Genomic DNA, 24135 nt, shown 5'->3' with positions numbered 1-24135 from the left:
GTTGGCCCTAGGGTCTTCCCCATGCGACTGGGTGTCCTCGACGTCGGTTCCAACACTGTGCACCTGCTGGTGGTCGACGCCCACCACGGCGCGCATCCCTGGCCGGCGCACTCCGAGAAGGTGGTGCTGCGGCTGGCCGAGCAGATCGGGCCGGACGGCGCGCTCACCGACGGCGGCGCGGACGGCCTGGTCAAGGCGGTCGGCATGGCCCGGGCGGCGGCTGACGGGCTGGGCGCCGAGGATCTGCTGGCGTTCGCCACGAGCGCGGTCCGCGACGCCACGAACGCCGCCGACGTGCTGGCGCGCGTCCGCGACGAGACTGGCGTACGCCTGGAGGTGCTCTCCGGCGCGGACGAGGCGCGGATGACGTTCCTGGCGGTGCGGCGGTGGTTCGGCTGGTCCGCCGGGCGGCTGCTGGCGATGGACATCGGCGGTGGCTCGCTGGAGCTGGCCGCCGGCATCGACGAGCACCCGGACGTGGCGATCTCGCTGCCGCTCGGCGCGGGGCGGCTCAGCCGGGAGCGGCTCGCGGTGGATCCGGCCGGCACGGCGCCGCCGTCGGCCGAGGCCGTGGAGGAACTGCGGGAGTACGTGGACGCGCAGCTCGACCCGGTGGTGGAGCAGTTGACGGCGGTGGGCTGGGAGCGTCCGGTCGCCACCTCGAAGACGTTCCGCACGCTGGCCCGGCTGGCCGGCGCCGCGCCTTCGGGTGCGGGTCTGTGGGCGCGGCGCAGCCTGACCCGTACCGGGCTGCGGCAGGTGCTCGGGTTCATCAGGCACATCCCGCCGGCCCAGTTGCCCGAGCTGGAGGGGGTCAGCGCGCAGCGGGCGCATCAGCTCCTCGCGGGTGCGGTGGTGGCCGAGGCGGTGATGCGGCGCCTCGACGTGGACTGCGTGGACATCTGCCCGTGGGCGCTGCGGGAGGGGGTCATCCTGCGCCGGTTGGATCAGCTCGCGCCGATGTGACCGTACGAGCGCTCTGGGTTGCTTTGCGGTTGCTCGTCCCGATGCTCGCCGGCGGTTGGGGCTACCCTCGAAGGCGTGACTTACCGCGTTCCGGTGCTCCTGTCCACGTCCTCGGTCTTCCCCGAACGGACCGCGGCGGCGTTCCAGCTCGCCGCCGAGCTCGGCTACGACGGCATCGAGGTGATGGTCTGGACCGACCCGGTCAGCCAGGACGCGGGCGCGCTGCGCGGCCTCGCCGAGCACTACGGCGTCCCGGTGCTGTCGGTCCACGCCCCGTGCCTGCTCGTCACCCAGCGGGTGTGGAGCCCCGACCCGTGGGAGCGGCTGCGTAAGGCCGCCGAGCTGGCCGAGACGCTGGAGGCGCCCACTGTCGTGGTGCACCCGCCGTTCACCTGGCAGCGTGACTACGCGCGCACCTTCGCCGACGGGCTCGACGCCATCGCCGGGCAGTTCGGCGGCCTGCACTTCGGGGTGGAGAACATGTACCCGGTGCGGATGGCGGGGCGGCAGTTCGTCCCGTACGCGCCGGGCTGGGATCCCACCGAGATCGGGTACGCCTCGTACACGCTCGACCTGTCGCACTGTGCGGCCTCGCACACCGACGCGATGGCGATGGCCGACCGGATGGGCTCCGGGCTGGCGCACGTGCACCTGGGCGACGGCACCGGCGAGGGGCGCGACGAGCACCTGGTGCCCGGTCGCGGCGGTCAGCCCTGCGCGGAGATGCTCCGCTCGCTGGCCGGGCGGGGGTTCACCGGTTCGGTGGCGGTGGAGGTGACCACCCGGGGCGCGAAGAGCCGCGCGGTCCGGGAGGCGGACCTGCGGGAGTCGCTGGAGTTCGCCCGGGCCAACCTGACCGCGCCCTCCCCGGTCGACGTCTGACCGGCACGGACCACCCCGGCCGCTCGCACACGGGCGGGCGGCCGGAGCGCCGGAGGTCAGCTCACCGGGGACAGTGGCTGCGCCGGGACGGCCTGCTCGCCGACCGCGGCACGCTTGCGCGCCCGATGCGCCGCCACGTGGGAGCGGGTGGCGCAGCGCTCGGAGCAGAACCGGCGGCAGCAGTTGGACGAGGTGTCCAGATAGACGTTGCCGCAGCGGTCGTCGGCGCAGACCCCGAAGCGGGCGCTGCCGTACTCGCACAGCCACACCGACAGGCCCCAGACCGCGCCGGCCAGGTATTCCGAGGAGACCGACGCGCCCCGGCTGGTCACGTGCATGTGCCAGTCCGAGGAGTCGTGGCCGGAGATGCGCGGCTGCACCGGGAACGCCTCCAGCAGCGCGTTCAACTCCGCCACCGCTTCGTTGTCCCGGCCCGAGGTGCCGTACTCGAAGACGTCCCGGAGGCGCTTCTGCGCCCGCCGGAAGATCGCCAGGTCCCGTTCCGCGACCTCGTCGCGCATCCAGCCCTGCTCGTCCGAGAAGACGGCCCGCAGGCCGTCCAGGTCGTCCAGCCGGGCGTTGACGAGCTCGACCCCGGTCCGGGCGTACGCGTCGAAGTTCACGACACCAACGGTAGACGACTCAGAGCGGACGCGGTGCGTCGATGTAGTGGGGCAGGAACCGCGCGTAACCGTCAGTGATGAGGCTCTCGCTCTCGCGCACGCCGGCGCCTGCTGACTCGCCGTCCACGATCCAGCTGCCGAGCACCGTCCGGTTGCCCTCGAACTCGGGCAACGCGCGGAACTCCTGGAAGCAGAAGCCCTCGTCGCCGTAGATCCCCGGGTTGGTGATCTCCGTGTCGCCAGTCACGATGCGTACCGAGCCGCCCTCGCGGCCGAGCAGCGGCTTGGCCACGTACTCGGTCATGCCGCGCGGCGAGTCCAGGTACGCGGGCAGCAGGTAGTCGTGCCCCGGGTACATCTCCCAGAGCACGGCGAGCAGCGCCTTGTTCGACAGCAGCAGCTTCCACGCCGGTTCGATCCAGGTGGTGGGGGTGCCCGGGTCGAGCGCAGGTCGCCCGTACGGCTCGGCCAGCATCCACTCCCAGGGGTAGAGCTTGAAGCAGGTGGTGATCGGCCGGTCGTCGGCGTCGACGAAGCGCCGCCCGTCCCAGCCGACCCGCTGGATCGGCATGAGCGTCACGTCCAGCCCGGCCTGGCGGGCCGTCTCGGCCAGGTAGCCGGCGGTGATCTGGTCCTCGCCCGATTCCTCCTCCTCGGACCACAGCACGTGCGCCCGCGGCTCGTGCAGCCCGGCGCCGATCTTGGCCCAGGCGCCGACCAGCCGTTCGTGCAGGCTGTTCCACTGGTCCGCCTCCGGACGGGTGTGCTCCAGCCAGTACCACTGCACGATGCTCGCCTCGACCAGCGCGGTCGGGGTGTCGGCGTTGTACTCCAGCATCTTCGGCGGTCCGCTGCCGTCGTACCAGAGGTCGAACCGGCCGTAGAGCGTCGGCGGGGACTCCCGCAGCGAACGGGCGACCGCCTCGGCGGCCCACTCGGGGATGCCGAACTCGGCGTACCGGCGGCGGGCCACCACGTGCTCGGCGGCGGCCACCGACATCCGGTGCAGTTCCTCCGTGGCCTCCTCCAGCCGGAGCACCTCGTCGAGCGTGAACGAGTACGCGGCCGTCTCGTCCCAGTACGACATGATCTCGCCGTCGGGCAGCTCGGTGTCCACGTACACCAGGCCCTGGGCCCGGATGGTCTCGTCCCAGCCGGGGCGCGGCGTGCTCGCCTCGCGGCGCACGTCAGCCGCCGCAGGAGGCGAGGTGGGTGCCGAACCCACCGCGCTCGGGCAGCGCGGCGGTCGGGGCCGGTTCGCCGCGCGTGGCGGTGGCCGGCGCGGGCACGAGCAGGGCGACCGCGACGGTGTCGCCGCCTCCGCCGGCCGGTCCGAGCGCGCAGTCGTCATCGTCGTCGTCGTAACCGTTGTTGCAGCCGGAGAGCGCGAGGGCCAGCGCGGTCAGCGCGCCGAGCTGCACGGAGGCCGAGCGGAGCCGGCGCCGGGGGTGTCGTCGATCCACGTGAACGTTGTAGCCGATCCCCGCCAGCCGGGGGTGCCCGGGCCGGGCCTGAGGACGGGAGCAGCGGGCCTCGGACGCACCCGGCGAGGGCCCGGTGGTGAGCGTTACGCTCGGCTCATGCTCCGTTCCGTCATCCTCGCCGCCTCCCGGTCTTCCCAGGTGGAGCGGCTCGTCGCGACGGCCCCGTTCACCCGGGACGTCGTCCGCCGGTTCGTCGCCGGCGCCGCCACCGACGACGCGCTGCGCGCCACCCGCGAGCTGGTCGCCGACGGCCAAGCGGTCACCCTCGACTACCTGGGCGAGGACACCACCACCCCGGAGCAGGCGAACGCCACCCGGGACGAATACCTCACGCTGCTGAGCCGCCTCGCCGCCGCCGGGCTCACCCCGGCCGCCGAGGTCAGCGTGAAGCTGTCCGCGCTGGGTCAGATGTTCGACGAGCAGCTCGCGTACGACAACGCGCGGGCGATCTGCGCGGCGGCCGACGCGGCGGGCACCACTGTCACGCTGGACATGGAGGACCACACCACCACCGACTCGACGCTGGACATCCTGGCGAAGCTCCGCAAGGACCACCCGTCGACCGGCGCGGTGCTCCAGGCGTATCTGCGGCGGACCGAGTCGGACTGCCGGGAGCTGGCGTCGGCGGGGTCGCGGGTGCGGCTGTGCAAGGGCGCGTACAAGGAGCCGGAGTCGGTGGCGTACCAGTCCGCCCGCGAGGTGGACAAGTCGTACGTGCGCTGCATGAACGTGCTGATGTCCGGCGACGGCTACCCGATGCTCGCCACGCACGACCCGCGGCTGATCGCGATCGGCGAGGACCGGGCGCGCTGGTTCGACCGCGACCCGGGCCGGTTCGAGTTCCAGATGCTCTACGGCATCCGCCCGGAGGAGCAGCAGCGCCTGGTCGGCGAGGGCTACACGGTGCGGACGTACGTCCCCTACGGCGACCAGTGGTACGGCTACCTGATGCGCCGGCTCGCCGAGCGCCCGGCCAACCTGGCGTTCTTCGGCCGCGCGGTGCTGTCGAAGAAGTGAGTCAGTCGTTCGACCAGGCCCGGGTGCACAGCACGAGGCGGTAGCCGTCCGGGTCGGCGAGCGTGACACCCCACCTGTCCCAGTACGGGCCGGCGGAGACCCTGGTCCCGCCGGCCCGTTCCAGTCTCGGGACCAGTTCTTCGTCGGCGGGGCCGTCGAGGTAGAGCACGAACAAATCCTCCCCGGTGGGGCGCGGCTCGACCGTGAGCGTCGGACCACCGACCAGCTCCAGGTGCCAGCCGGCCCCGGGGAGGCCGAGCATCACCAGGTCGTGCTCGTCCGCGTGACCGCCCTCGCTCCGGTAGAGCACGTCCAGGCCCAGCCCCTGCGTCCAGAACCGTTCGGTGGCGGCGAGGTCGCGGCTCGGGCGGGCGAGGCGTACGTGGGTGTCGGCGGTGATCGGCATGCCGGGATCGTGCGACCTCACCTCGGGTTGAGGTCAAGCTTGACGAGTTTGGCTAATGGCATTAGCTTTTTGGCTATGACAGTTAGCCGACTGGCGCGGGACGGCGGCACGATCGCGTACGAGGTGTACGGGTCGGGACCGCTCGTGGTCCTCGCGCACGGCATGGGGGAGAACCGGGCCGCCTTCCGGCACCTGACGCCCCGGCTGATCACGGCCGGCTACCGGGTCGCCTCGGTCGACGTACGCGGGCACGGCGACTCCAGCCCGCACTGGCCCACGTACGCCCCCGAGCACGTCGGCGGCGACCTGCTCGCCGTGGTGCGGGCGCTCGGCGGGGAGCCCGCCACCCTGGTCGGCAGCTCGTCCAGCGCCGCCGCGGTCGTCTTCGCCGCCGCCGAGGCGCCAGACCTGGTCAGCGGCATCGTGCAGGTCAGCCCATTCGTCGGCACCCCGAAGCCGAACCCGCTGATGCGTGTGGCGCAGGCGGCGGTGCTGCGCAGCCCTCGGCTGTTCGGGCTGTTCCACCGCACGCTGTTCCCGTGCGGGCGGCCGGCGGACGACGCCGCGTACCGCAAGGAGCTGGTCGCCAAGCTGCGCGGGCGGATGGCCGCGGTGCGCGGCGTGATCGCACCGGTGGACCCGCACTGGACCGCCCGCGCGCCCGAGGTGCGCCGGCCGGTGCTGGTGCTGATGGGTACGAAGGACCCGGACTTCCCCGACCCGGGCGCCGAGGCGCGGGCCGCACGCCGGCTGTTCGCCGTGGCCGAGGCCCGGATGGTCGCCGACTCCGGCCACTACCCGCACGCCGACCAGCCCGACGCCACCGCCGCCGACCTGGTCGAGTTCCTGGCGGTGACCGCAGGTGCCTAGGGCCGGGCTGACCCCGGCGACTGTCGTGCGGGAGGCCGCCGCGCTCGCCGACGAGGTCGGCTACGAGAAGCTGACGCTGGCCGCGCTCGCCGCCCGGCTCGGCGTCGCGCTGCCGAGCCTCTACAAGCACGTCCGGGGCGCGGACGCGCTGCACCAGAGGCTCGCCGTGCTCGCCACCGCCGAGATCGCCGACGTGCTCACGGCCGCCGCCGCGGGTCGCTCCGGCGACGACGCGCTGCGCGCCGTCGCCGCCGCCTACCGGGAGTACGCGCGGCAGCACCCCGGCCGCTACCCGGCCGCCCAGCGGGCGCCCGACCCGGCCGACCCCGAGCATCTGGCCGCCGGGCAGCGCGCGGTCGGCGCGGTCCGGGCCATCCTGCTCGGGTACGGCCTCGACGGCGACGCCGCGACCGACGCCATCCGGATGTTCCGGGCCGCCGTGCACGGCTTCGTCGCCCTGGAGGCGGCCGGCGGATTCGGGCTGCCCCGCGACACCGACCGTTCCTTCGGCGAGATGATCGCGGGCCTGGACCGCGCCTACCGTTCCTGGAGGGACCGATGACCGCGGTGCTGCTCGGCGTGATCTTCCTGCTGGAGCTGGCCCTGCTGGGCTCGGCCGGCTACTGGGGCTTCACGCTCGACGTCGGCTGGCCGCTGCGCCTGCTGGCCGGACTCGGCGCCCCGCTGGTGATCGCCGTGGTGTGGGGACTGTTCTGCTCGCCGCGTGCCGCAGTGACGCTGCCCGACCCGGCCAAGCTCGCCGTCCAGGCCGCCTGCTTCCTCACCGGCGGCGTCCTGCTCGCCCTGGCCGGCCACGCCGCCCCCGGACTGGCCCTGGTGACCCTGTGGGCAGCCGACAAGGCCGCGTTGACGCTGACCGGCACCCCCATCTGAGAGATCTTGGAAGGATTCGGCCCCTCTGGGGGCACTTTCCTTCCAAGATCTCGGGGCGCGGCGGAACAGCGACGGGACTCTTTCCCGGAACGCCCGATTGGTCGTACCCTTCGCCGGTGACCGACGGCGACGAGCAGCCTCCCGGCCGGACGGCGGACAGCGACGAGCCTCGTACCGCCGTCACTCCGGGCGGTGCCCCCGTTGCCGACGTGGACGCCGCCGACGCAGACCCGCCGTCGGCGGACCACGCCGACGCCGCACCCCGGCCCGCCGTCGCCGCTCCGGCCGGCGACGGCGAACCCGCACCCGTGCCGAGCGAGAACGCCGACGGCGCGGCCGATGCCGGCGAACCGGCAGCGGACGCCGGCCCGCCGCCGCACCCGGCCGGGGCGATCGAGGCGGACACGGACCCACCCTCCCGCCCAGCCGGGGCCGTTGATGCAGACGCGGACCCGCCGCCACATCCCGTCGCGCCCTCGGTCGCGGACACGAGTCCGTCGCCGCGCCCCGTCGCGGGCACGAGTCAATCGCCGCACCTCCTGGCGGTTGCGGCGCCGTACCCCGTACCGCTGGCGCAGCCGGACCCGGCGCGGACGCGGGCGGTGCGGACACGGCGGCGGTGGCCGCTCTGGACCGCGCTCGGACTCGCGCTCGGCCTGGTGGCGGGCGCGGTGCCCGGCGTACTCCTGCGAGGGTCGGCGCCGGACGCGGCCGGGCGGTCGGCCGCGAAGGACGACCCGGGCACGGCGGCGCAGCGGCGGCTCGGCAAACGGATGCTCGCGCTGCTGGACCGGCAGGCCACCGCGCTGGTCGGCGCGGACCGGGCCGGCTTCCTCGCGGTCGCCGAGCCGGCGGCCCGGCCCGCGCTGAGCCGCCGGTACGCGGCGCTGCGGGCGCTGCGGGTCACCGTGTGGCGGCCGGCGGCCGACGGGGTGCCGGAGGCTGTCGAGGGGCGGCCGGGGGAGTGGCGACAGACGGTGACCGTGGGCTACTGCTTCGTGGTGCCGGACTGCGCGCCGAGCACTGTGGAGCTGGGCGCGCGCTGGCGGCTGGCGGGGGAGGAACCCCGGCTGACCGCGCTGGAACCGTCCGAGGCGGACCCGGCCGGGGTACGGCCGTGGCAGGCGAACGACCTGGCCGTGACGGTCGGCAAGCGGGTCGTGGTGGCCACCACGGCGGCCCAGCGGCGCAAGCTGCCCGGCCTGCTCGCCCAGGCGGAGACCGCGGCCCGGGCCGCGGACCGGTACGCGATCGGCGGCCGGCCGCCGGACCGGTACGTCGTCTACTACGCCGGGAAGGGCGAGTGGCAGCGCTGGTACGGCGGCGGGCGGCCGAAGTGGACAGCCGGCTACGCGGTGGGTGTCGGCGGTGGGCGTCACGACGTCGTGCTGAACGCCCAGATCGTCACCCCGGCCGGCCTCGACGACCTGCTCCGGCACGAGCTGACCCACGCCGCCTCGCTCCCCGACCGCGGTTACGCCGACCGCGCGGACTGGTGGCTGGTGGAGGGGCTGGCCGAGTACGCCGGTGCCGACGGCCAGCCGGTGCACCGTTACGACGGCCTGACCGAGGTGCGGGACCTGCTGCGCGGCGGGTGGTCCGGGCGGCTGGACGAGGTGGCGCCGGCCGACGACGCGAGCGACGACCGGGTCGGCGGCGCGTACGGCGTCGGCTACCTGGCCGTACGCCATCTGGTCGACAGGTACGGCGAGCAGCGGATGCTGGACTTCTACCGGGCCGTGGTGCACCAGGGCCGGACCCCGGAGCAGGCCGCCGACGAGGTGTTCGGCGACCAGTGGTCGATGCTGCACGACGACTGCGTGGCCTACGTGCGGGCCGTCGTCGGCTGAACGTCGACACCTGTCGACGGGTCGTAGCATGGGCCGGGTGGCCCGCACTCCCTCGCCGCGGCTGCCCGCGGCCCGCCGCTTCCGTCTCGTCACCGCTGTGCTCGCCGTCGTCGCGCTGACCGGCACGACCGCCGCGTCCTGCGGCGACGACGCCCCGGCGGTGACAGTCGCCGAGGTGGGCCGCGCGCCGGTTAGCGAGGTGATCGACGCCCCGGCCACCGTCACCGCGCGGGCCGCCGCCACGCTCACCGCACCCGCCGACGGCACGCTCGCCCGCCTGCGGGTCCAGCCGGGCCAGCGGGTGACCCGGGGGCAGGTACTCGCGGTGATCGACTCGCCGTCGGCCCGGGACCGCCTGGCGAAGGCGCGGGACGCGTTGCGCGCGGCTGAGCGGGCCGGGCGGGGCACCGGCACCGGCGACCTGGGCGGCAGCCGGCGCGGCACGGACCGGGCCGCCGACGAGGCGTTCGCCGCCGCCCGCGCCGCCGCCGGCAAGGTCGGCGACCCGCGGGTACGCGCCGCGCTGCTGCTCCAGGTCTCCTCGGCGCAGCGGCAGTACGAGTCGGCCGCCCGTGCCGCCGACCGGGCCGTGGCCCAGGTGCAGCGCGGCGTCGCCGGCCTGAACAGCGCCGTCGGCGCGCTGTCGGCCGCGCAACGACTCCAGGCCCAGCAGGCGTACGACCTGGCGAAGGCGACAGTGGACGCGTTGACGTTGCGCGCGCCGATCGCCGGTGTGGTGCAGCCGGGCGGCACCCGGTCGCCGGCACCGGCCGACCTGGCCGGGCTGCTGGGTGCGGCGGGTGGCGCGGGGGTGCCCGGTCTCGACCCGTCGGCGCTGGGCGGTGGCGGGCAGGGCGGTCCGCCGCCGGGGGTGGACGACGCGATCCCGGCCGGTGGCCGGGTCACCGCCGGCACGCCGGTGCTCACCGTGGTGGACGTCGGCCGGCTCGGCCTGCTCGCCGAGGTGGACGAGACCGACGTGCTGCTGGTCCGGGCCGGGGTGCCCGCGTCGGTCGAGCTGGATGCGGTGACCGGCGCGACGTACGACGCCACGGTGCGGTCGGTGGACGTGCTGCCGACCAGCTCGGCGCGGGGTGGCGTCACCTACCGGGTCCGGCTCGACCTGGGCGCCGGCCGCCTCGGTGAGGCCGAGGCCGCTCCGGCGCCCCGCCCCGGCATGAACGCCGTCGTGCGGCTGCGGGTGCGGGAGGCAGCCGACGCGGTGGCGGTGCCGGCGTCGGCGGTGTTCTCCACCGACGGGCGGGACGCGGTCTGGGTGCTGCGCGACGGCCGGGCCGACCGGGTGCCGGTGACGGTGGGCGTGCAGGGGCAGGACCTGGTGCAGATCGTCGACGGCGTACGGGCCGGTGACCGGGTGGTGGTGCGCGGCGCCGACCAGGTGCGCGACGGCCAGGAACTGCGGTGACCGTACCGGCGGTCGAGGCGGTCGACGTCTGGCGCACGTACGAGCTGGACGGGGTCTCGGTGTCCGCGCTGCGCGGGGTGTCGCTCACCATCGACCAGGGCGAGTACGTGGCGGTGATCGGCCCGTCCGGCTCCGGCAAGTCGACGCTGATGCACCTGCTCGGCGGGCTGGACCGGCCCAGCGGCGGTCGGCTGGTGATCGGCGGGCGGGACGTGACCACGCTCACCGCGCCGGAGCTGGCGACGCTGCGCAACGAGACGATCGGCTTCGTGTTCCAGGCGTTCCACCTGCTGGCCCGTACGTCGGCTGTGGACAATGTGGCGTTGCCGCTCGTCTACCGGGGTGTCGGGGCGCGGCAGCGGCGGGAGCGGGCGGCGGCGATGCTGGGCCGGGTCGGGCTCGGCCATCGGCTGCACCACCGGCCCAACCAGCTCTCCGGCGGCGAGCAGCAGCGGGTGGCGATCGCCCGGGCGCTTGTCACCGAACCGGCGGTGCTGCTCGCCGACGAGCCGACCGGCAACCTGGACAGTGCCACCGGCGAGGCGGTGCTGGAGCTGCTGGAACAGCTGAACGCCGAGTCGGGCGTGGCGCTGGTGATGGTGACCCACGACCAGGAGGTGGCCGCCCGGGCACACCGGCGCATCGCGGTACGGGACGGGCTCATCCGGTCCGACAGCCTTCATGATCGACCGCCGTCGGACGGTTCCGGCGTACCTGCGACACTGGACCCCGCTCCCAGCGCGGAGCCCCGGTCCGCGTCCGGAAGCGGCCCGGGGCACCCGCCCGGTGGCCCCGGTGGCGCCACCGGGGCCACCGGGCGCCTTCCGCGAGGTTGGGGCGACGCCGGATGAGGCTGGCCGAGGCGTGGCGGGTGGCGTCGGACGCGCTGCGGGCCAACCGGATGCGCAGCCTGCTGACCATGCTCGGGGTGATCATCGGGGTGGCCTCGGTGGTGATCCTGGTAGCGATCGGCACCGGCACGAAGCAGCAGGTCGAGCAGCAGGTCGAAGGGCTCGGCTCGAACCTGCTGCTGGTGGTGCCGGGCCGGATCGAGGTGGGCAACGCCCCGGTGGTCTCGCCGCTGGACCTCAGCGACGCCGACGCCGTCTCCCGGGTGGTCGGCGACCCCGGCCGGGTCGCCGTGACGGTGGCCTCCGGCGCGACCGCCCGGGCCGGCAACCGGTCCGACTTCACCACGGTGCAGGGCGTCCTGGAGACCACCCCGTCGGTGTTCACCAGGTCGCTGTCGCGGGGCCGCTACCTCACCGGGGCGGACGTGGACACCAGCCGCCGGGTGGCGGTGCTCGGCGACTCGGTGGCCCGGGCGCTCTTTCCCGACCGGGATCCGCTCGGCCAGCAGGTCACGCTGGCCGGCGTCCGGTTCCGGGTGATCGGCGTGTTCGCCCCGCTCGGGCAGAGCCTCGGCGTGGACCGGGACGACGAGGTGCACGTACCGGTGACGGCGGCGCAACGGCTCTGGGGCACCCAGCGCATCGACGGCATCGCGGTGAAGGCGCCGGACCGGGAGCGGATCGACGAACTCGGTGACCGGATCGTCGCGGAGTTGTCCCGCCGGCACCCGGACACCGAGTTCAGCGCCGTCACCCAGCGGCAGATCCTCGGCGTGCTCGGCGACATCCTGGGCGTGCTGACCGGCGTGCTGGCCGCCATCGCGGGCATCTCGCTGCTGGTCGGCGGCGTCGGTGTCTCCAACATCATGCTGGTCTCGGTACGCGAGCGGACCCGCGAGATCGGCCTGCGCAAGGCGGTCGGCGCCCGCCCCCGCGACATCGGCGTGCAGTTCCTGCTGGAGGCGGTGCTGCTCACCTCGGTGGGCGGCCTGACCGGGATGGCGCTGGGCGTGGGCACCGCGCTGCTCGTGGACGCGTTCTCGCCGATCCCGGCGGCGATCACCTGGTGGTCGCTGGCGCTGGCGTTCGGCGTCTCCGCGGCGGTCGGCATCGTCTTCGGCGTGGTGCCGGCGCAGCGGGCCGGACGGCTCGACCCGGTGGTGGCGCTGCGCGCCGAGTAGCCGGATCGGACGAGACACCCGTCCGGGCGAAAAAGCCCTGGTGGACATCGGGTGAACGGCTGCCTCGCCATGATCAAAGGGTGGAAGGGATCGCGCAGGTCACAGCCGTCCCGCTACCGTACTGGTTACACGCGCGTCGCTCGTCGAGGCGGGAACACCTGCCCGGTGACACGCGCCGGGCACGGGAATGGGTCGGTGAGCCATGGCCGGGTCGCAGTCCGACGCACGGCTGTCGGATGTCAGGTTCCTGACCGTCGCCGAGGTGGCGACGGTCATGCGGGTCTCCAAGATGACCGTCTACCGCCTCGTGCACAGCGGTGAGCTGACCGCGGTACGGGTCGGCCGGTCGTTCCGGGTGCCCGAGCACGCCGTGCACGAATACCTCCGGGGCGCCTTCCAGGAGTCCGCCTGAGCCCTCGGCGCACCGGTCCGCCGAGTGCGACGAAAAGGGCATCGACGGGGGCGCGTTGGTCCTGCTGACGCACTCCGGTTAGGCTGGGCCACGACCGTGACCGCTCTCTGGTGTGCCCTGCCCACCACGCTGGTCCGGTCCGTTGTCCGCAAGCGGTCACGGCGCCACCCGTGGTGGTGCCGTCCGGTCCGCCCCGCACGTTGCATCGAAAGGCTTTCGTATGGGCTCGGTGGTCAAGAAGCGCCGCAAGCGCATGGCTAAGAAGAAGCACCGCAAGCTGCTGCGCAAGACCCGCGTCCAGCGTCGCCGTCTCGGCAAGTGACCGGTGCCGGGCAGCAGCCCGGCACCGGCACCACTTGCCAACTGTCGACCCTCGGAGGCTCAGGTGATCAGGCCGCGGACGTCCCGGCTCGATCCCGCCTGCCGCGCTAGGCGCACGACATGACCCCCGGTGACACCTCCGGTGCCCCGGGGGTCGTCGTCGTCACCGGGGTCGGCCGCTGGCTCGGCGCCCACGTGGCCGCCCGGCTCGCCGCCGACGATCGGATCGAACGCGTCATCGGGGTCGACCCGGCACCACCCAACCCCGAGCTGACCGACCTGCTCTCCGACGTCGAACGCATCCGCCTGGACCTCGACTCGCTCGGCGGCCTCCTGCACGACCTCGACGTCGACACCGTGGTGCACCTGGCGCTCGTCACCGCCCCCGACCCGCAGCAGGGCGGCCGGGCGGGGATGAAGGAACAGAACGTCATCGGCACCATGCAGCTGCTCGCCGCCGCGCAACGCGCGCCCCGGCTGCGCAAGCTCGTGGTCCGCTCGTCCACCGCCGCGTACGGGGTGTCGTTCCGCGATCCGGCCGTCTTCACCGAGGAGACCGAGCCGCGCGAGGTGCCGCGCGGCGGTTTCGGCCGCGACATCCTCGACATCGAGGGGTACGTCCGCGGGTTCCGCCGCCGTAGGCCCGACGTCACCGCGACGGTGCTGCGCTTCGCCCCGTTCATCGGGTACGCCGCCGACACCACGCTCACCCGCTACTTCTCCCAGCCCGTGGTGCCCACCGTCTTCGGCCGCGATCCGCGCCTGCAGTTCGTGCACTTCGACGACGCGCTGGAGGTGCTGCACCGGTCCGTCGCCGAGGACCATCCGGGCACGTACAACGTCGCCGGGCCGGGGGTGCTGTCGCTGTCCCAGGCGATCCGCCGGGCCGGCCGGGTGGCGGTGCCGGTGCTGGAACCGGGCCTGGCCGGGGTCGCCGCGATCGCCCGCAGTCTGGGCTTCGGCCGGTACGGCTTGGATCAGGTGGACCTCTTCGTGCACGGTCGGGTGGTGGACACCAGCCGACTGGAGCGGGAGTACGGCTTCACGCCCCGCTCGACCGCCGCCGCGTTCGAGGACTTCATCCGCGCCCACCACGGCGGCGTCGTGGTCACCCGCGACCAGCTCGCCGCCGCCGAGCAGTTGGTGCTGGAGAGCATCAGGCAGGTCCGCTCGACCGTACGGGAGCGTTCGTGAGCAGCCCCGACGAGCGGCGCGACGGGCGCTTCGACGTACCGCTGGGTGTGCCGGATCCGGGCGCGGAGCCGGCGCGGCGCAACGGGCACCGCCGGGTGACCGCGCCGTCCGCCCGCCCGGCGGTGCCGCCGGACGAGCCGGACACCTCCGCCGACGAGCCGGGCGCGGGCGTTGCGGACCCGGCCACGCCCCACCAGCCGGCGAAGAAGACGGTCGCCAAGAAGACCGTCGCCAAGAAGGCGGTGGCGAAGAAGGCGGTGGCTGAGCCGCCCGCCGGGAGCACGCCGGGCGGTGAGACGCAGAACCCCGCCGGGCCGGCGGTGGCCGACCGGCCGGGGGACCACTGGGACCGCAAGGTGGCCCAGGGGCTGGCGTTCCTGCGGCGGCGGCTCGCCGGTGACTACGAGGTCGACGAGTTCGGCTTCGACCCCGACCTGACCGACGCGGTGGTCCACCCGCTGGTCCGGCTGCTCTACCGGGACTGGTTCCGCACCGAGGTCAGCGGCATCGAGCACGTACCGGACGAGGGCGCCGGCCTCGTCGTGGGCAACCACTCCGGCACCGTGGCGCTCGACGCGCTGATCCTCTCCACCGCGCTGCACGACCGGCACCCGGCGCATCGCTACCTGCGGCTGCTCGGCGCCGACCTGGTCTTCCGGATGCCCGTCGTCTCCGAGATCGCCCGCAAGACCGGCGGCACCGTCGCCTGCAACCCGGACGCGGAGCGGCTGCTCGGCAACGGGGAACTGGTGGGCGTGTTCCCGGAGGGCTTCAAGGGCGTCGGCAAGCTCTACGCCGACCGCTACAAGCTCCAGCGCTTCGGGCGGGGCGGGTTCGTCTCGGCCGCGCTGCGCACCGGGACGCCGATCGTGCCGGTGGCGATCGTCGGCGGCGAGGAGATCTATCCGATGCTCGCCGACATCAAGCCGCTGGCCCGGCTGCTCAAGCTGCCGTACTTCCCGGTCACGCCGACGTTCCCCTGGCTGGGTCCGCTGGGCATGGTGCCGCTGCCGAGCAAGTGGCTGATCGAGTTCTGCCCGCCGATCCCGACCGCGCACCTGCGCGACGCGGCGGACGACCCGCTCGTGGTGTTCAACCTCGCCGACCAGGTGCGGGAGACGATCCAGCAGACGCTGCACAAGCTGCTCGAACGCCGGCCGGACCCGTTCGGCCCCTGAGCCGGTTCAGGCGTCGCGGTGGCGGCGCCGGTGCAGCGCCAGGCCGGCCGTGACCGCGCCGGCGAGCAGCCCGGCCGCCGCGGTGGAGGGCACGGCGATGCGTACGGCCCGCCGCCCGGTGCGGAAGTCGCGCACGTCCCAGCCCCGCTCGCGGGCCTGCCGCAGCAGCGCCGGATCGGGGTTGACGGCCACCGCCCGGCCGACCGCGCAGAGCATCGGCAGGTCGTTCGCCGAGTCGCTGTAGGCGGCGCACCGGGCCAGGTCCAGCCCTTCCACGGCGGCGAGCTGGGTGACCGCCTCGGCCTTCGCCGGCCCGTGCATCAGGTCACCGACCAGCCGTCCGGTGTACGCGCCGTCGACCACCTCGGCCACCGTGCCGATCGCGCCGGTCAGGCCGAGCCGGGTCGCGATCACCCGGCCGATCTCCACCGGGGCGGCGCTGACCAGCCAGACCCGCTCGCCCGCGTCGAGGTGGCGCTGGGCCAGGCGACGGGTGCCGGCCCAGATGCGCGGCGCCATCAGCTCGTCGAAGATCTCGTCGGCGAGGCGTTCCATGTCGTCGACCCGCCAGCCCTGAACGAAGGCGAGCGCGGCCTCCTTGGCCTGCGACATGTCGCCCGCGTGCTCGGTGGCGAGCAGTCGGAACCGTGCCTGCTGCCAGGCGAACCGGGCCAGGTCGCCGGTGGTGAAGTACTTCCGGGCAGCCAGCCCGCGGGCGAACCAGTAGATCGACGCGCCCTGCATCATCGTGTTGTCCACGTCGAAGAACGCGGCGGCGGTGGGGTCGGGCGTGACAGTGGTCGCCGGCGCCGAGGGGGTCTCCGACCAGCCCGCGGTGTGCCCGTGCGCGTCGGTGCTGACGGTCACCTTCCGGCTCTCGGCCACGGCGACCTCCCTGCCTCGACGACGCGTACGTGCTCCGAGTCGAGCGTATCCGGCACGGTGTGACGGCCGGGTGTCCGCCGGGAGAAGTGTGGCGCGGTAGGCGTCGATCGCTCAGCGGTCGCCCGGACAGGTCGACGGCGCGGGTCCGAGCATGTCGCTGGCCTGCGGCGCGGGCAGCCCGCAGGCGATCGCCTCGCGGAGCGCGTCGGCGCGCTTGCCGGCCGCGTCGAGCAGGGACAGCGAGCGCCGGGTGCGCTCCCGGTCGGCGTGGTCGGGCCGGTCGAGCAGGCCGCTGACCACCCGGCGCTGGCCGGCGAGGAAGGTGTCCACCGCGTCCAGCGCCGCCGGGTCGGAGCGCTGCGCGGCGACGGTGGTCAGCAGGCGTACGCCCTGGCGGGTGTCCGCGTCCATGTCGTCCAGGACGGCGCTGAAGCCGAGCCGGTCGTCGCGGACCGAGGCGGCCTCGTCGAGCCGGGTACGGGCGAAGTCGAGGAAGAGTTGACCGCGGCTGATGTCCGAGCTGGCGAGCGCGAGCTGGGCGCGCTCGGTGGAGCGCTTCATGCCGTACAGGGCGTCACCGGGCAGCGCGTTCTCGCTGGCGGCGGAGATGCCGGAGAGGGCGATCGCCCCGGCGGCCACGCCGACCAGGATCGCGCCCCGGGCCCGCGCCCGGCGGCCGGTGATGGCGGGCAGCAGCGCGCCGCGTACGCCGGAGGTGCCGGTCTTGTCCGGCGCGCCGACGCCCTCGCGTTCGACGGTGGCCACGAGCATCGCCCGCAGGCCGGTACGGAACTCGGCGTCCACCTCGACGTCGGGCCGCTCGGCGGTGATCCGGCGGCTCACCTCGACGAGCGCGGTGAGTTCACCGTCCGCCTTGGACCGGACGTGGTGCCGGCGTCCGCCGTTGGCCTCGTCGAGGAGTTGCGCGAAGCGCTCGGCTCGCCGACGGGAGAAGAGGTCGCTGTCCACCGCGGCACCCCCTCTCGCTGGTCACGGCCGGGCGGCCGTCGTCGTCACCAGCGACCGGTGGCAGCGTGTGGCCCGAAGCCGACCGGAACGGCCGACCTGACCCGCCGGACCGGGTGGCCCGGGGGACGCCGGGACAACCACTGGTCGCACCCGGAGAAACGGACCGCGCCGGTCGCCGGTTACGGCTGGGGCGGCGGCGAAATCACCGGGAGTGAGGGGCGGGGTGGGGTACGTCGGGCATGCGACACCGCCCGGCGAGCGTGCGCCGGCCGGGTCGGACCGATCAGGAGTGGAACCCGTCGGGCAGCAGCCGGGCCAGCGCCCGGACCGCCCGGTATTGCAGAGCCTTGATGGCACCCTCGTTCTTGCCCATGGCGCGGGCCGTCTCGGCCACCGAGAAGCCCTGGAGGAACCGCAGCACGATGCACTCCTGCTGCTCCGGATTGAGCTGCTTGACGGCGGTGAGCAGGGCGACATTCGTGATGTGCTCCACCACCGCGGCCTCGGGGCTGCCCTCGGGCCCGCGGTCCTCCCGGTCGGCGTCCAGGACGTCACCGGTGGTGACCTCCAGCCGGTAGCGCCCGGACTTGAAGTGGTCGGCGACCAGGTTGCGGGCGATGGTGACCAGCCAGGCACCGAGGTCGCGTCCCTGCCAGGTGAAGCTGCCGATCCGCTTGAGCGCCCGCAGGAACGTGTCGGAGGTGAGGTCCTCGGCGAGCTGGCGGTTGCCGACCCGGAAGTAGACGAACCGGAAGACGGTGTCGACGTACCTGTCGTAGATCAGCCCGAACGCCTCGGACTCGCCCGCCTGCGCGCGTTCGACCAGCGTCCACACCTCGGTGGCCGGGTCGGACGGGTCGGGGCGGCTGGGGAAGCCGGTGGCGGGCGCGGCCGGTACGGCGGGCAGGACGGCGGTGTCACCCGCGGTCACCGCCGGCAGGATCGCGGTCTCGGCGGCGGACGGCTCGGTCCCGGTCGCCGCGTCGCCGCGTCGCGCCTGGGCCGGCATCGTGGGGCGGGCCGGGCTGCCCAGGCGGCCGGTCGTGGGCTTCGCGTTGCTGCCCGGGGTCGCGGGGCGGGGTGGTGCCTCGTTCGTGTGGTGCGCGCGGCTGCGGACACGCCGCCCGTCGCCGCGTACCGCGAGCTGGCCGTCGGCGCTCCGCGGGCCGGGGTCCGCGCGCTCGTTGAGCGGGTTGCGCTGGGCCGGGCCGGTGACGCCGGCCGGTCGTTCGGCGTAACCGAAGGTGGTCACCGCGCCTCCCCAGGCTTGGCGGACAGTGACCGCGCCGGAGGACCGGGTAACACCCGGTCGGGCACGGCCGGGTCGGGACGTGCCGACGGGCGGCAGATCCCCTTGAGGTGCTGGTCCAATGCGCTCACGGGCACGGGGGCCTCCTCGGGCTGAGGGGTGTCGACTCACGGCAAATGGGGTGAGCCGACCCGAGTGATGATAGGGCCAACGTCACCCACGCGTGGCAAGTCCGTTACACAGAGCGGAAGTATTTCCCGCCAGGTCGCACACATGGCGGACCGGTTGTCCGTCGCGTGTGGTTGACTTTCGCGCCGGAACCTGGTCCGCAGTGGAAAGTCCTGGTCGGAGCCGATTTTCTTTTCGCTCGGCGTGTCGCGGCAGCGGTGCGGCCGGGTCACTTCCGGCTGTCCGCCCGGGCGCCGTTGGAGATCCTCATCCCGTGGCTAGGAATCCCACCGTACGGCAATTGCAGTCCCGTGCGGCGGACCCGGCGCCGTGTCCGGGCATGGCCTGTCGGACACCGCTGTGCCAGACTCAGCCACCGTGCAGGACGCCGCCGAAAGCTCCGCGCCGAACCTCGCCGACCGGCTCCGCCACGCCGCCGAACAGCGGGGCGACCGGGCCGCGCTGCACTGGCGCGACCGGACGCTGACCTGGTCCGAGCTGGACGACGCGGTCACCACCACCGCCCGCGCGCTGCTCGCCGACGCGCCACCGGCCGACGGAACCGGCCACCCGCACCGGGTGGCGATCGCGTTCGGCAACACGCCGGACTTCGTGGTCACCTACCTCGCCGCGCTCCGGGCCGGTCTGGTGGCCGTACCTGTCAACCCCGCGCTGACCGCCCGCGAACTGCGGCACGTCCTCGCCGACTCCGGCGCGGCCGTGCTGGTCGGTGCGCCCGAGGTGACCGGCCGCGTGGACGCCGCCGAACTGCCCGCGCTGCGTACCGTGCACACCACGCCGCCGGTGGCCGGCGACGACACCCCGGCCGGGTTCCCGGCCCGCTCCGGCGACGACCTCGCCGTCCTGCTCTACACCTCCGGCACCGAGGGGCGGCCCAAGGGCGCGATGCTGTCGCACCGGGCCCTCGCCGCCAACCACGACCAGGTCGACCGCATCGAACCACCGGTGGTCGGCCCCGACGACGTCGTGCTGCTCGCCCTACCGCTGTTCCACGCGTACGGGCTGAACTCCGCGCTCGGCGCCGTCGTGCGGCACGGCGCGACCGGGGTGCTCGTCGACGAGCCCGGCCCGGCCGGAGCGCTGGACGACATCGCGCGGCACCGGGTCACGGTGCTCGTCGGCGTACCGTCGATGTTCCTGACCTGGGCCGAGGCGGCGCGCGACCCGGCCGCGGCGCTCGCCTCCGTGCGCGTCGCGGTGTGCGGCGCGGCGCCGCTGCCGCTCGCGGCCGGGGCGCGTTTCACCGAGCTGACCGGGCATCCGGTGCACGTCGGATACGGGCTCACCGAGACCGCGCCGGTGCTCACCTCGACGCTCGTCGGCGGCGAGCCGAAACCGGGGTCGATCGGCCGCCCGCTGCCCGGTGTCGGGCTGCGCCTGGTCGGGTCCGACGGCACCGAGCTGTGGCGCGACGGGGTGCCCGCCGAGGCCCCCGACGAGGACGAGATGGACCTCTCCGACGAGGCGACTGGCACCGACCCCGGGCAGATCGTGGTACGCGGGGAGAACCTGTTCGCCGGTTACTGGCCGGACGGGCGGGGCGGGCCGGACCCGGACGGCTGGTGGGCGACAGGCGACGTGGCGTACGCCGACGGCGACGGAGACCTGTTCCTGGTCGACCGGCTCGGCGAGCTGATCCTGGTAAACGGCTTCAACGTCTACCCGCACGAGGTGGAGCTGGTGCTCCGGGCCCACCCCGGCGTGGCCGAGTCGGCAGTCCTCGGTGTGCCGCACCCGCGGACCGGCGAGACTGTGCGGGCGTACGTGGTCCGGGCGGCCGGCCCGCCGGTGACGGCGGAGGACCTGCTCGCACACTGCGCGCGTAACCTGGCCCGGTTCAAGTGCCCGACCGCCGTCGAGTTCGTCGACAGCCTGCCGTACTCGGCGATCGGCAAGGTACGCAAGACCGAGCTGCGCCCGGCGCCCGCGGTGCCGTCGCCGGCGACGCCGACCGAGATCCGCACGGAGGTATCCGATGTCCAGTGACCCGAGGCTCATCCTGATCACCCGCCCCGGCTGCCACCTGTGCGACGACGCCAAGGCCGCGCTCGACCGGGTGGTGGCGGTCACCGGCGACCGGTGGGTCGAGCGGGACGTCACCGGCGACCTGGAGATGGAGCGCGACTACGGCGACCGGCTGCCGGTGGTGCTGCTCGACGGCAAGGAGCACGGCTACTGGCGGGTCGAGGAGGACCGGCTGCTGCGCGATCTGACCACGCCGCAGCTCTAGCACTATGGTGCTCGGGTGACGGGTATGCGACGCCACCTCGTGTGGGACTGGAACGGAACGCTCCTCGACGACCTCGACCTGGTGGTCCAGGCCACGAACGTCGCCTTTGCCAGCGCCGGCGGACCGGCGGTCACCGCCGCCGAGCACCGGGTGCGGTTCCGGCGGCCGATCGCCGACTACTACGCCGAGATGCTCGGCCGAGCCGTGGACGCCGAGGCGTTCGGTGTGCTCGACCGGGTCTTCCACGACGCGTACCGGGCCGGGCTGACCACCTGCGCCCTGGCCGCCGACGCCACCACGGCGATCGAGTCCTGGGAGGGCAGCCAGTCGCTGCTGTCCATGTGGTTCCACGACGAGCTGGTGCCGACAGTGCACACGTACGGGCTGACCCCGCACTTCCGCCGGGTGGACGGGCTGCGTGCCACGATCGGCGGCGGGCACAAGGCCGAGTGGCTGGAGAAGCACCTGGCCGAGCTGGGGCTGGGCGGGCACGAGGTGGTGCTGATCGGCGACTCGCTGGACGACGCCGACGCGGCCGCCTCGGTCGGCGCCCGCTGCGTCCTCTACACCGGGGGCCTGTCCGACCCGGACCGGCTGCGCGGCAGCGGCCACCCGGCCGCCGACACGCTCACCGAGGCGGTGACGCTGGCCCGCACGCTGCCCTGACCGGTCCGGGTCAGGCGCGCAGGTGGGCCAGCACGGCCAGGACGCGGCGGTGGTGGGTGGTCGCATCAGGGGGCAGGTCCAGCTTGGTGAAGATGTTGCGGACGTGCTTCTCCACCGCGCCGTCGCTGACCACGAGTGTCCGGGCGATGGCGGTGTTCGAGCGGCCCTCGGCCATCAGCGCCAGCACCTCGCGCTCGCGCGGGGTCAGCGACGCCAGCGGGTCGTCGCGCCGCCGCCGGACCAGCAACTGGCTGATCACCTCCGGGTCGAGCACGGTGCCGCCGGCGGCCACCCGGGCCAGGCCGTCGAGGAACTCGTCGATCGCGGCGACCCGGTCCTTGAGCAGGTAGCCGATCCCGCCGCCGCCCCCGCCCGCGGTGTCCAGCAGGTCGTCGGCGTACGACACCTCGACGTACTGGGACAGCACCAGGATCGGCGTACCGGGCACCCGGCGGCGGGCCTCCACCGAGGCGCGCAGTCCCTCGTCGGTGTGTGACGGCGGCATCCGCACGTCCACCACCGAGACGTCGGGCCGGTGCGTCACCACCGCCTCGACCAGCGCGTCACCGTCACCGACGGCCGCCACCACCTCGTGCCCGTACTCGGTCAGCAGCCGGACCAGCCCCTCCCGGAGCAGTACGGCGTCGTCCGCGATCACCACCCGCATGGGTCCGGTGTCTATCACGCCCGGACCCGGCGCCGGGCCGGCGGTCCGGATGCCGGGCGCGCCGCGTCACCTCGGCAGTTCGGCGTGGACCCGGGTCGGGCCGCCGGCCGGGCTGTCCACCTCGAGCGTGCCGCCGGCCGCCCGGACCCGGTCGGCGATGCCGCTGAGCCCGTGGCCCTTGGCCAGGTGCGCGCCGCCGGCGCCGTCGTCGGTGACGGTGATCTCCAGCCGGCCCACCTTCCGGGTGACCTCCACCCGGCAGGTGTTCGCCCGGCTGTGCTTCGAGACGTTCGTCAGGGCCTCGGCCACCACGAAGTACGCGGTGCTCTCCAGCCCCGGGTCGAGCCGTCCGGCGGCGGTGCCCAGGTCGTCGTCCACGGCCAGCTCGGTAGGTACGAGCGCGCGGGCGGCGAGCGCGGCGAGCGCGCTGGGCAGCCCCCTGTCGACCAGGATCGGCGGCGCGATGCCCCGGGACAGGGCGCGCAGCTCGTCCAGCGTCTCCCGGGTCTGCGCGACCGCCTCGTCGAGCGTCTGCCGGGCCGCCTCCGGGTCGGCGGCGAGCTGGTGGCGGGCCCGGCCGAGGTCCATGGCGAGCCGGACCAGCCGCTGCTGCGGGCCGTCGTGGATGTCGCGCTCCAGCCGGCGCAGCGCGACCGCCTCGGCCGAGGCGGCGGCCCGCTTCTGCTCCTCCAGCGTGATGATCCGCTGCCGCATCTCGGCCACGCCGGTGAGCAGCGAGTACGCCAGCCCGGCCTGGAGCCGGGCGCAGCCGCGCGCCACCAGCGGGAGGGTGAACAGGGCGAACACCCCGATAGCGGTGTTCAGGGCGATCCGCGCGCCCGCGCCGTCACCCATCCCGAGGAGCTGGCTCAGGTCCTGGTCGTCGACGCCGCGCGGGATGGCCCAGTCGTAGACGACGTAGAGCGTGCCGCCCAGCGCCAGCACCCACCAGACCACGAGCAGCACGAACGTGGGTAGCGCGACGAGCAGCCGGACGAACGCGTGCAGCAGGTCCAGCCACGACTGCGCGTCCCGGATCGGGGTGAACACGCGGCGCCAGAACCCGGCGCCCGGCTCGGGGGTCCGGTAGACCGGGCGTACCCGGGGCCGGTCCAGCACCCCGGCGAGCCGCAGCCGCTCGATGTCGGCCAGCCCGCGGGCCGCGTAGAGGAAGCCGGCGAGGATCGGCAGGCCGAGCGTGGTCACCAGCAGCCCGGCGCTGAGTGCGATCCCCACCACGGCGAGCACGAAGCTGACGATCGCCAGCGGGAGGCCCACGAGCACGTAGGTGGTGTCGCGGGCGAGGCGGCGCAGGAGCCCGTGGACGGGGGACAGCGGAGTGGGCGCGGTGGCCGGTGGTGCTGCGGTCATGAGTCGAGGCTATGGGCGCGTGCCCCGCCCACCCATCCCGCACGCTGGCCTCTTCGGGGTGGGGTTCTCCCTACTGAAAACGTGAGACTCGCCTCGCCACGCCGGTCACGGAGCGCTACGGGCCCCGCGCGATTGGTCAGGGAAGTCTGGATTGAGCAATAATCGCCACGCGCCGCCGAGAGACGCGGTTGATCGATCTTGCGGGAATGGAGGGGCAGGTGAAGGCGCGTCGCGAGCTTTCAAGATCGCGATTTGTGCACCCCTTCACAAACACCTACTCTGTAGTTCCGACGCGCCCTGCTAGCACAGCCGGCAATCTCGGTCGCCAGCGGGAGTCCCGAAACGACCGGCCCC

Annotated in this window: 26 protein-coding genes; 17 read left to right on the top strand and 9 right to left on the bottom strand. The window is 74.2% G+C overall.

Going from position 1 to position 24135, the window contains the following annotated elements; translation table 11 throughout:
• Positions 1–21 precede the first annotated feature (21 nt).
• Both O7546_RS25995 and O7546_RS25990 read left to right on the top strand, forming a co-directional pair.
• Positions 22–966 (top strand): Ppx/GppA phosphatase family protein, encoded by a 945-nt coding sequence (locus O7546_RS25995; RefSeq protein ID WP_194801530.1) that lies wholly within the window; start codon positions 22–24, stop codon positions 964–966.
• Between the two features lie 75 nt (positions 967–1041).
• Positions 1042–1848, top strand: a complete 807-nt coding sequence (locus tag O7546_RS25990; RefSeq protein WP_281600128.1) for a sugar phosphate isomerase/epimerase — start codon at positions 1042–1044, stop codon at positions 1846–1848.
• 56 nt (positions 1849–1904) lie between these two features.
• Here O7546_RS25990 and O7546_RS25985 read toward each other — a convergent pair whose 3' ends face one another.
• The 3 genes from O7546_RS25985 to O7546_RS25975 are packed head-to-tail and all read right to left on the bottom strand — an operon-like array spanning position 1905 to position 3934.
• The gene (locus O7546_RS25985) at positions 1905–2471 is read right to left on the bottom strand and encodes a CGNR zinc finger domain-containing protein (RefSeq protein ID WP_018787720.1); all 567 of its coding nucleotides are present in this window, start codon (positions 2469–2471) and stop codon (positions 1905–1907) included.
• A gap of 19 nt (positions 2472–2490) precedes the next feature.
• Positions 2491–3657: a glutathionylspermidine synthase family protein gene (locus tag O7546_RS25980; protein WP_194801529.1), complete on the bottom strand. Its 1167-nt coding sequence runs from the start codon at positions 3655–3657 to the stop codon at positions 2491–2493.
• 1 nt (position 3658) lies between these two features.
• Positions 3659–3934: a hypothetical protein gene (locus O7546_RS25975; RefSeq protein ID WP_269697715.1), complete on the bottom strand. Its 276-nt coding sequence runs from the start codon at positions 3932–3934 to the stop codon at positions 3659–3661.
• 117 nt (positions 3935–4051) lie between these two features.
• Between O7546_RS25975 and O7546_RS25970 the strand changes: the two genes are divergently transcribed.
• Positions 4052–4972 (top strand): proline dehydrogenase family protein, encoded by a 921-nt coding sequence (locus tag O7546_RS25970; protein WP_030502864.1) that lies wholly within the window; start codon positions 4052–4054, stop codon positions 4970–4972.
• 1 nt (position 4973) lies between these two features.
• On the opposite strand, the gene O7546_RS25965 is transcribed toward O7546_RS25970, so the two are convergent.
• Complete coding sequence (locus tag O7546_RS25965; RefSeq protein WP_194801528.1) at positions 4974–5378, bottom strand: VOC family protein; 405 nt, start codon at positions 5376–5378, stop codon at positions 4974–4976.
• 75 nt (positions 5379–5453) lie between these two features.
• On the opposite strand from O7546_RS25965, the gene O7546_RS25960 reads away from it, so the two are divergent.
• The 11 genes from O7546_RS25960 (at position 5454) to O7546_RS25910 (ending at position 15555) form a co-directional block, all read left to right on the top strand.
• Positions 5454–6248 (top strand): alpha/beta hydrolase, encoded by a 795-nt coding sequence (locus O7546_RS25960; protein WP_281600127.1) that lies wholly within the window; start codon positions 5454–5456, stop codon positions 6246–6248.
• Positions 6241–6810: a TetR-like C-terminal domain-containing protein gene (locus tag O7546_RS25955; protein ID WP_194801526.1), complete on the top strand. Its 570-nt coding sequence runs from the start codon at positions 6241–6243 to the stop codon at positions 6808–6810. The genes O7546_RS25960 and O7546_RS25955 overlap by 8 nt, the downstream gene beginning before the upstream one ends.
• The gene (locus O7546_RS25950) at positions 6807–7142 is read left to right on the top strand and encodes a YrdB family protein (RefSeq protein WP_194801525.1); all 336 of its coding nucleotides are present in this window, start codon (positions 6807–6809) and stop codon (positions 7140–7142) included. The genes O7546_RS25955 and O7546_RS25950 overlap by 4 nt, the downstream gene beginning before the upstream one ends.
• A gap of 116 nt (positions 7143–7258) precedes the next feature.
• Positions 7259–8992, top strand: a complete 1734-nt coding sequence (locus O7546_RS25945) for a hypothetical protein (RefSeq protein ID WP_228532311.1) — start codon at positions 7259–7261, stop codon at positions 8990–8992.
• Between the two features lie 28 nt (positions 8993–9020).
• Complete coding sequence (locus tag O7546_RS25940) at positions 9021–10418, top strand: efflux RND transporter periplasmic adaptor subunit (RefSeq protein WP_194801524.1); 1398 nt, start codon at positions 9021–9023, stop codon at positions 10416–10418.
• On the top strand, positions 10415–11269 hold the full coding sequence (locus tag O7546_RS25935; RefSeq protein ID WP_269697713.1) for an ABC transporter ATP-binding protein: 855 nt from the start codon (positions 10415–10417) through the stop codon (positions 11267–11269). Before O7546_RS25940 ends, O7546_RS25935 begins: the two co-directional genes overlap by 4 nt.
• A complete protein-coding gene (locus O7546_RS25930; protein WP_013288760.1) occupies positions 11266–12450 on the top strand; it encodes an ABC transporter permease in 1185 nt (394 codons plus the stop codon). Before O7546_RS25935 ends, O7546_RS25930 begins: the two co-directional genes overlap by 4 nt.
• Before the next feature lie 202 nt (positions 12451–12652).
• Positions 12653–12862, top strand: coding sequence for a helix-turn-helix domain-containing protein (locus tag O7546_RS25925; protein ID WP_013288759.1), 210 nt, complete (start codon positions 12653–12655; stop codon positions 12860–12862).
• Between the two features lie 220 nt (positions 12863–13082).
• Complete coding sequence (locus O7546_RS25920; RefSeq protein ID WP_007465623.1) at positions 13083–13184, top strand: AURKAIP1/COX24 domain-containing protein; 102 nt, start codon at positions 13083–13085, stop codon at positions 13182–13184.
• Positions 13185–13303: 119 nt separating this feature from the next.
• Positions 13304–14377, top strand: coding sequence for an NAD-dependent epimerase/dehydratase family protein (locus O7546_RS25915; RefSeq protein ID WP_194801521.1), 1074 nt, complete (start codon positions 13304–13306; stop codon positions 14375–14377).
• A 320-nt stretch (positions 14378–14697) separates the two neighbouring features.
• A complete protein-coding gene (locus O7546_RS25910) occupies positions 14698–15555 on the top strand; it encodes a lysophospholipid acyltransferase family protein (RefSeq protein ID WP_030269196.1) in 858 nt (285 codons plus the stop codon).
• A gap of 6 nt (positions 15556–15561) precedes the next feature.
• On the opposite strand, the gene O7546_RS25905 is transcribed toward O7546_RS25910, so the two are convergent.
• The 3 genes from O7546_RS25905 to O7546_RS25895 form a co-directional block, all read right to left on the bottom strand.
• Entirely contained in the window at positions 15562–16440 is an 879-nt protein-coding gene (locus tag O7546_RS25905) for an HAD-IB family hydrolase (RefSeq protein ID WP_194801520.1), read from the bottom strand.
• A gap of 111 nt (positions 16441–16551) precedes the next feature.
• Entirely contained in the window at positions 16552–17409 is an 858-nt protein-coding gene (locus O7546_RS25900) for a DUF5667 domain-containing protein (protein ID WP_281600126.1), read from the bottom strand.
• A 283-nt stretch (positions 17410–17692) separates the two neighbouring features.
• Positions 17693–18661, bottom strand: a complete 969-nt coding sequence (locus O7546_RS25895; protein WP_281600125.1) for an ECF subfamily RNA polymerase sigma factor, BldN family — start codon at positions 18659–18661, stop codon at positions 17693–17695.
• A gap of 495 nt (positions 18662–19156) precedes the next feature.
• On the opposite strand from O7546_RS25895, the gene O7546_RS25890 reads away from it, so the two are divergent.
• From O7546_RS25890 to O7546_RS25880, 3 genes are read left to right on the top strand one after another with little or no spacing between them, the layout of a single operon-like run.
• Positions 19157–20833, top strand: a complete 1677-nt coding sequence (locus O7546_RS25890; protein WP_281600124.1) for an AMP-binding protein — start codon at positions 19157–19159, stop codon at positions 20831–20833.
• Positions 20823–21077, top strand: coding sequence for a glutaredoxin family protein (locus O7546_RS25885; RefSeq protein WP_013288752.1), 255 nt, complete (start codon positions 20823–20825; stop codon positions 21075–21077). Before O7546_RS25890 ends, O7546_RS25885 begins: the two co-directional genes overlap by 11 nt.
• A gap of 24 nt (positions 21078–21101) precedes the next feature.
• The gene (locus tag O7546_RS25880; protein ID WP_281600123.1) at positions 21102–21743 is read left to right on the top strand and encodes an HAD hydrolase-like protein; all 642 of its coding nucleotides are present in this window, start codon (positions 21102–21104) and stop codon (positions 21741–21743) included.
• 10 nt (positions 21744–21753) lie between these two features.
• Here O7546_RS25880 and O7546_RS25875 read toward each other — a convergent pair whose 3' ends face one another.
• On the bottom strand, positions 21754–22410 hold the full coding sequence (locus O7546_RS25875) for a response regulator transcription factor (RefSeq protein ID WP_151014019.1): 657 nt from the start codon (positions 22408–22410) through the stop codon (positions 21754–21756).
• 66 nt (positions 22411–22476) lie between these two features.
• Positions 22477–23781, bottom strand: coding sequence for a sensor histidine kinase (locus O7546_RS25870; protein ID WP_281600122.1), 1305 nt, complete (start codon positions 23779–23781; stop codon positions 22477–22479).
• Between the last annotated feature and the right edge of the window lie 354 nt (positions 23782–24135).

Origin of the sequence: Micromonospora sp. WMMA1976 (assembly GCF_027497335.1) — a bacterium.
Taxonomy (GTDB): Bacteria; Actinomycetota; Actinomycetes; order Mycobacteriales; family Micromonosporaceae; genus Micromonospora; species Micromonospora aurantiaca.
The sequence above is the reverse complement of the archived record's forward strand: the minus strand, read 5'-3'. Positions and strand labels throughout refer to the sequence as shown.

Excerpts from the sequence above, each read along its gene's own strand:
- O7546_RS25885 (WP_013288752.1), top strand. The coding sequence starts at position 20,823 with ATGTCCAGTGACCCGAGGCTCATCCTGATCACCCGCCCCGGCTGCCAC.
- O7546_RS25875 (WP_151014019.1), bottom strand. The coding sequence starts at position 22,410 with ATGCGGGTGGTGATCGCGGACGACGCCGTACTGCTCCGGGAGGGGCTG.
- O7546_RS25995 (WP_194801530.1), top strand. The coding sequence starts at position 22 with ATGCGACTGGGTGTCCTCGACGTCGGTTCCAACACTGTGCACCTGCTG.
- O7546_RS25940 (WP_194801524.1), top strand. The coding sequence starts at position 9,021 with ATGGGCCGGGTGGCCCGCACTCCCTCGCCGCGGCTGCCCGCGGCCCGC.
- O7546_RS25930 (WP_013288760.1), top strand. The coding sequence starts at position 11,266 with ATGAGGCTGGCCGAGGCGTGGCGGGTGGCGTCGGACGCGCTGCGGGCC.
- O7546_RS25950 (WP_194801525.1), top strand. The coding sequence starts at position 6,807 with ATGACCGCGGTGCTGCTCGGCGTGATCTTCCTGCTGGAGCTGGCCCTG.
- O7546_RS25920 (WP_007465623.1), top strand. The coding sequence starts at position 13,083 with ATGGGCTCGGTGGTCAAGAAGCGCCGCAAGCGCATGGCTAAGAAGAAG.
- O7546_RS25965 (WP_194801528.1), bottom strand. The coding sequence starts at position 5,378 with ATGCCGATCACCGCCGACACCCACGTACGCCTCGCCCGCCCGAGCCGC.
- O7546_RS25960 (WP_281600127.1), top strand. The coding sequence starts at position 5,454 with ATGACAGTTAGCCGACTGGCGCGGGACGGCGGCACGATCGCGTACGAG.
- O7546_RS25970 (WP_030502864.1), top strand. The coding sequence starts at position 4,052 with ATGCTCCGTTCCGTCATCCTCGCCGCCTCCCGGTCTTCCCAGGTGGAG.
- O7546_RS25915 (WP_194801521.1), top strand. The coding sequence starts at position 13,304 with ATGACCCCCGGTGACACCTCCGGTGCCCCGGGGGTCGTCGTCGTCACC.
- O7546_RS25870 (WP_281600122.1), bottom strand. The coding sequence starts at position 23,781 with ATGACCGCAGCACCACCGGCCACCGCGCCCACTCCGCTGTCCCCCGTC.
- O7546_RS25925 (WP_013288759.1), top strand. The coding sequence starts at position 12,653 with ATGGCCGGGTCGCAGTCCGACGCACGGCTGTCGGATGTCAGGTTCCTG.
- O7546_RS25880 (WP_281600123.1), top strand. The coding sequence starts at position 21,102 with ATGCGACGCCACCTCGTGTGGGACTGGAACGGAACGCTCCTCGACGAC.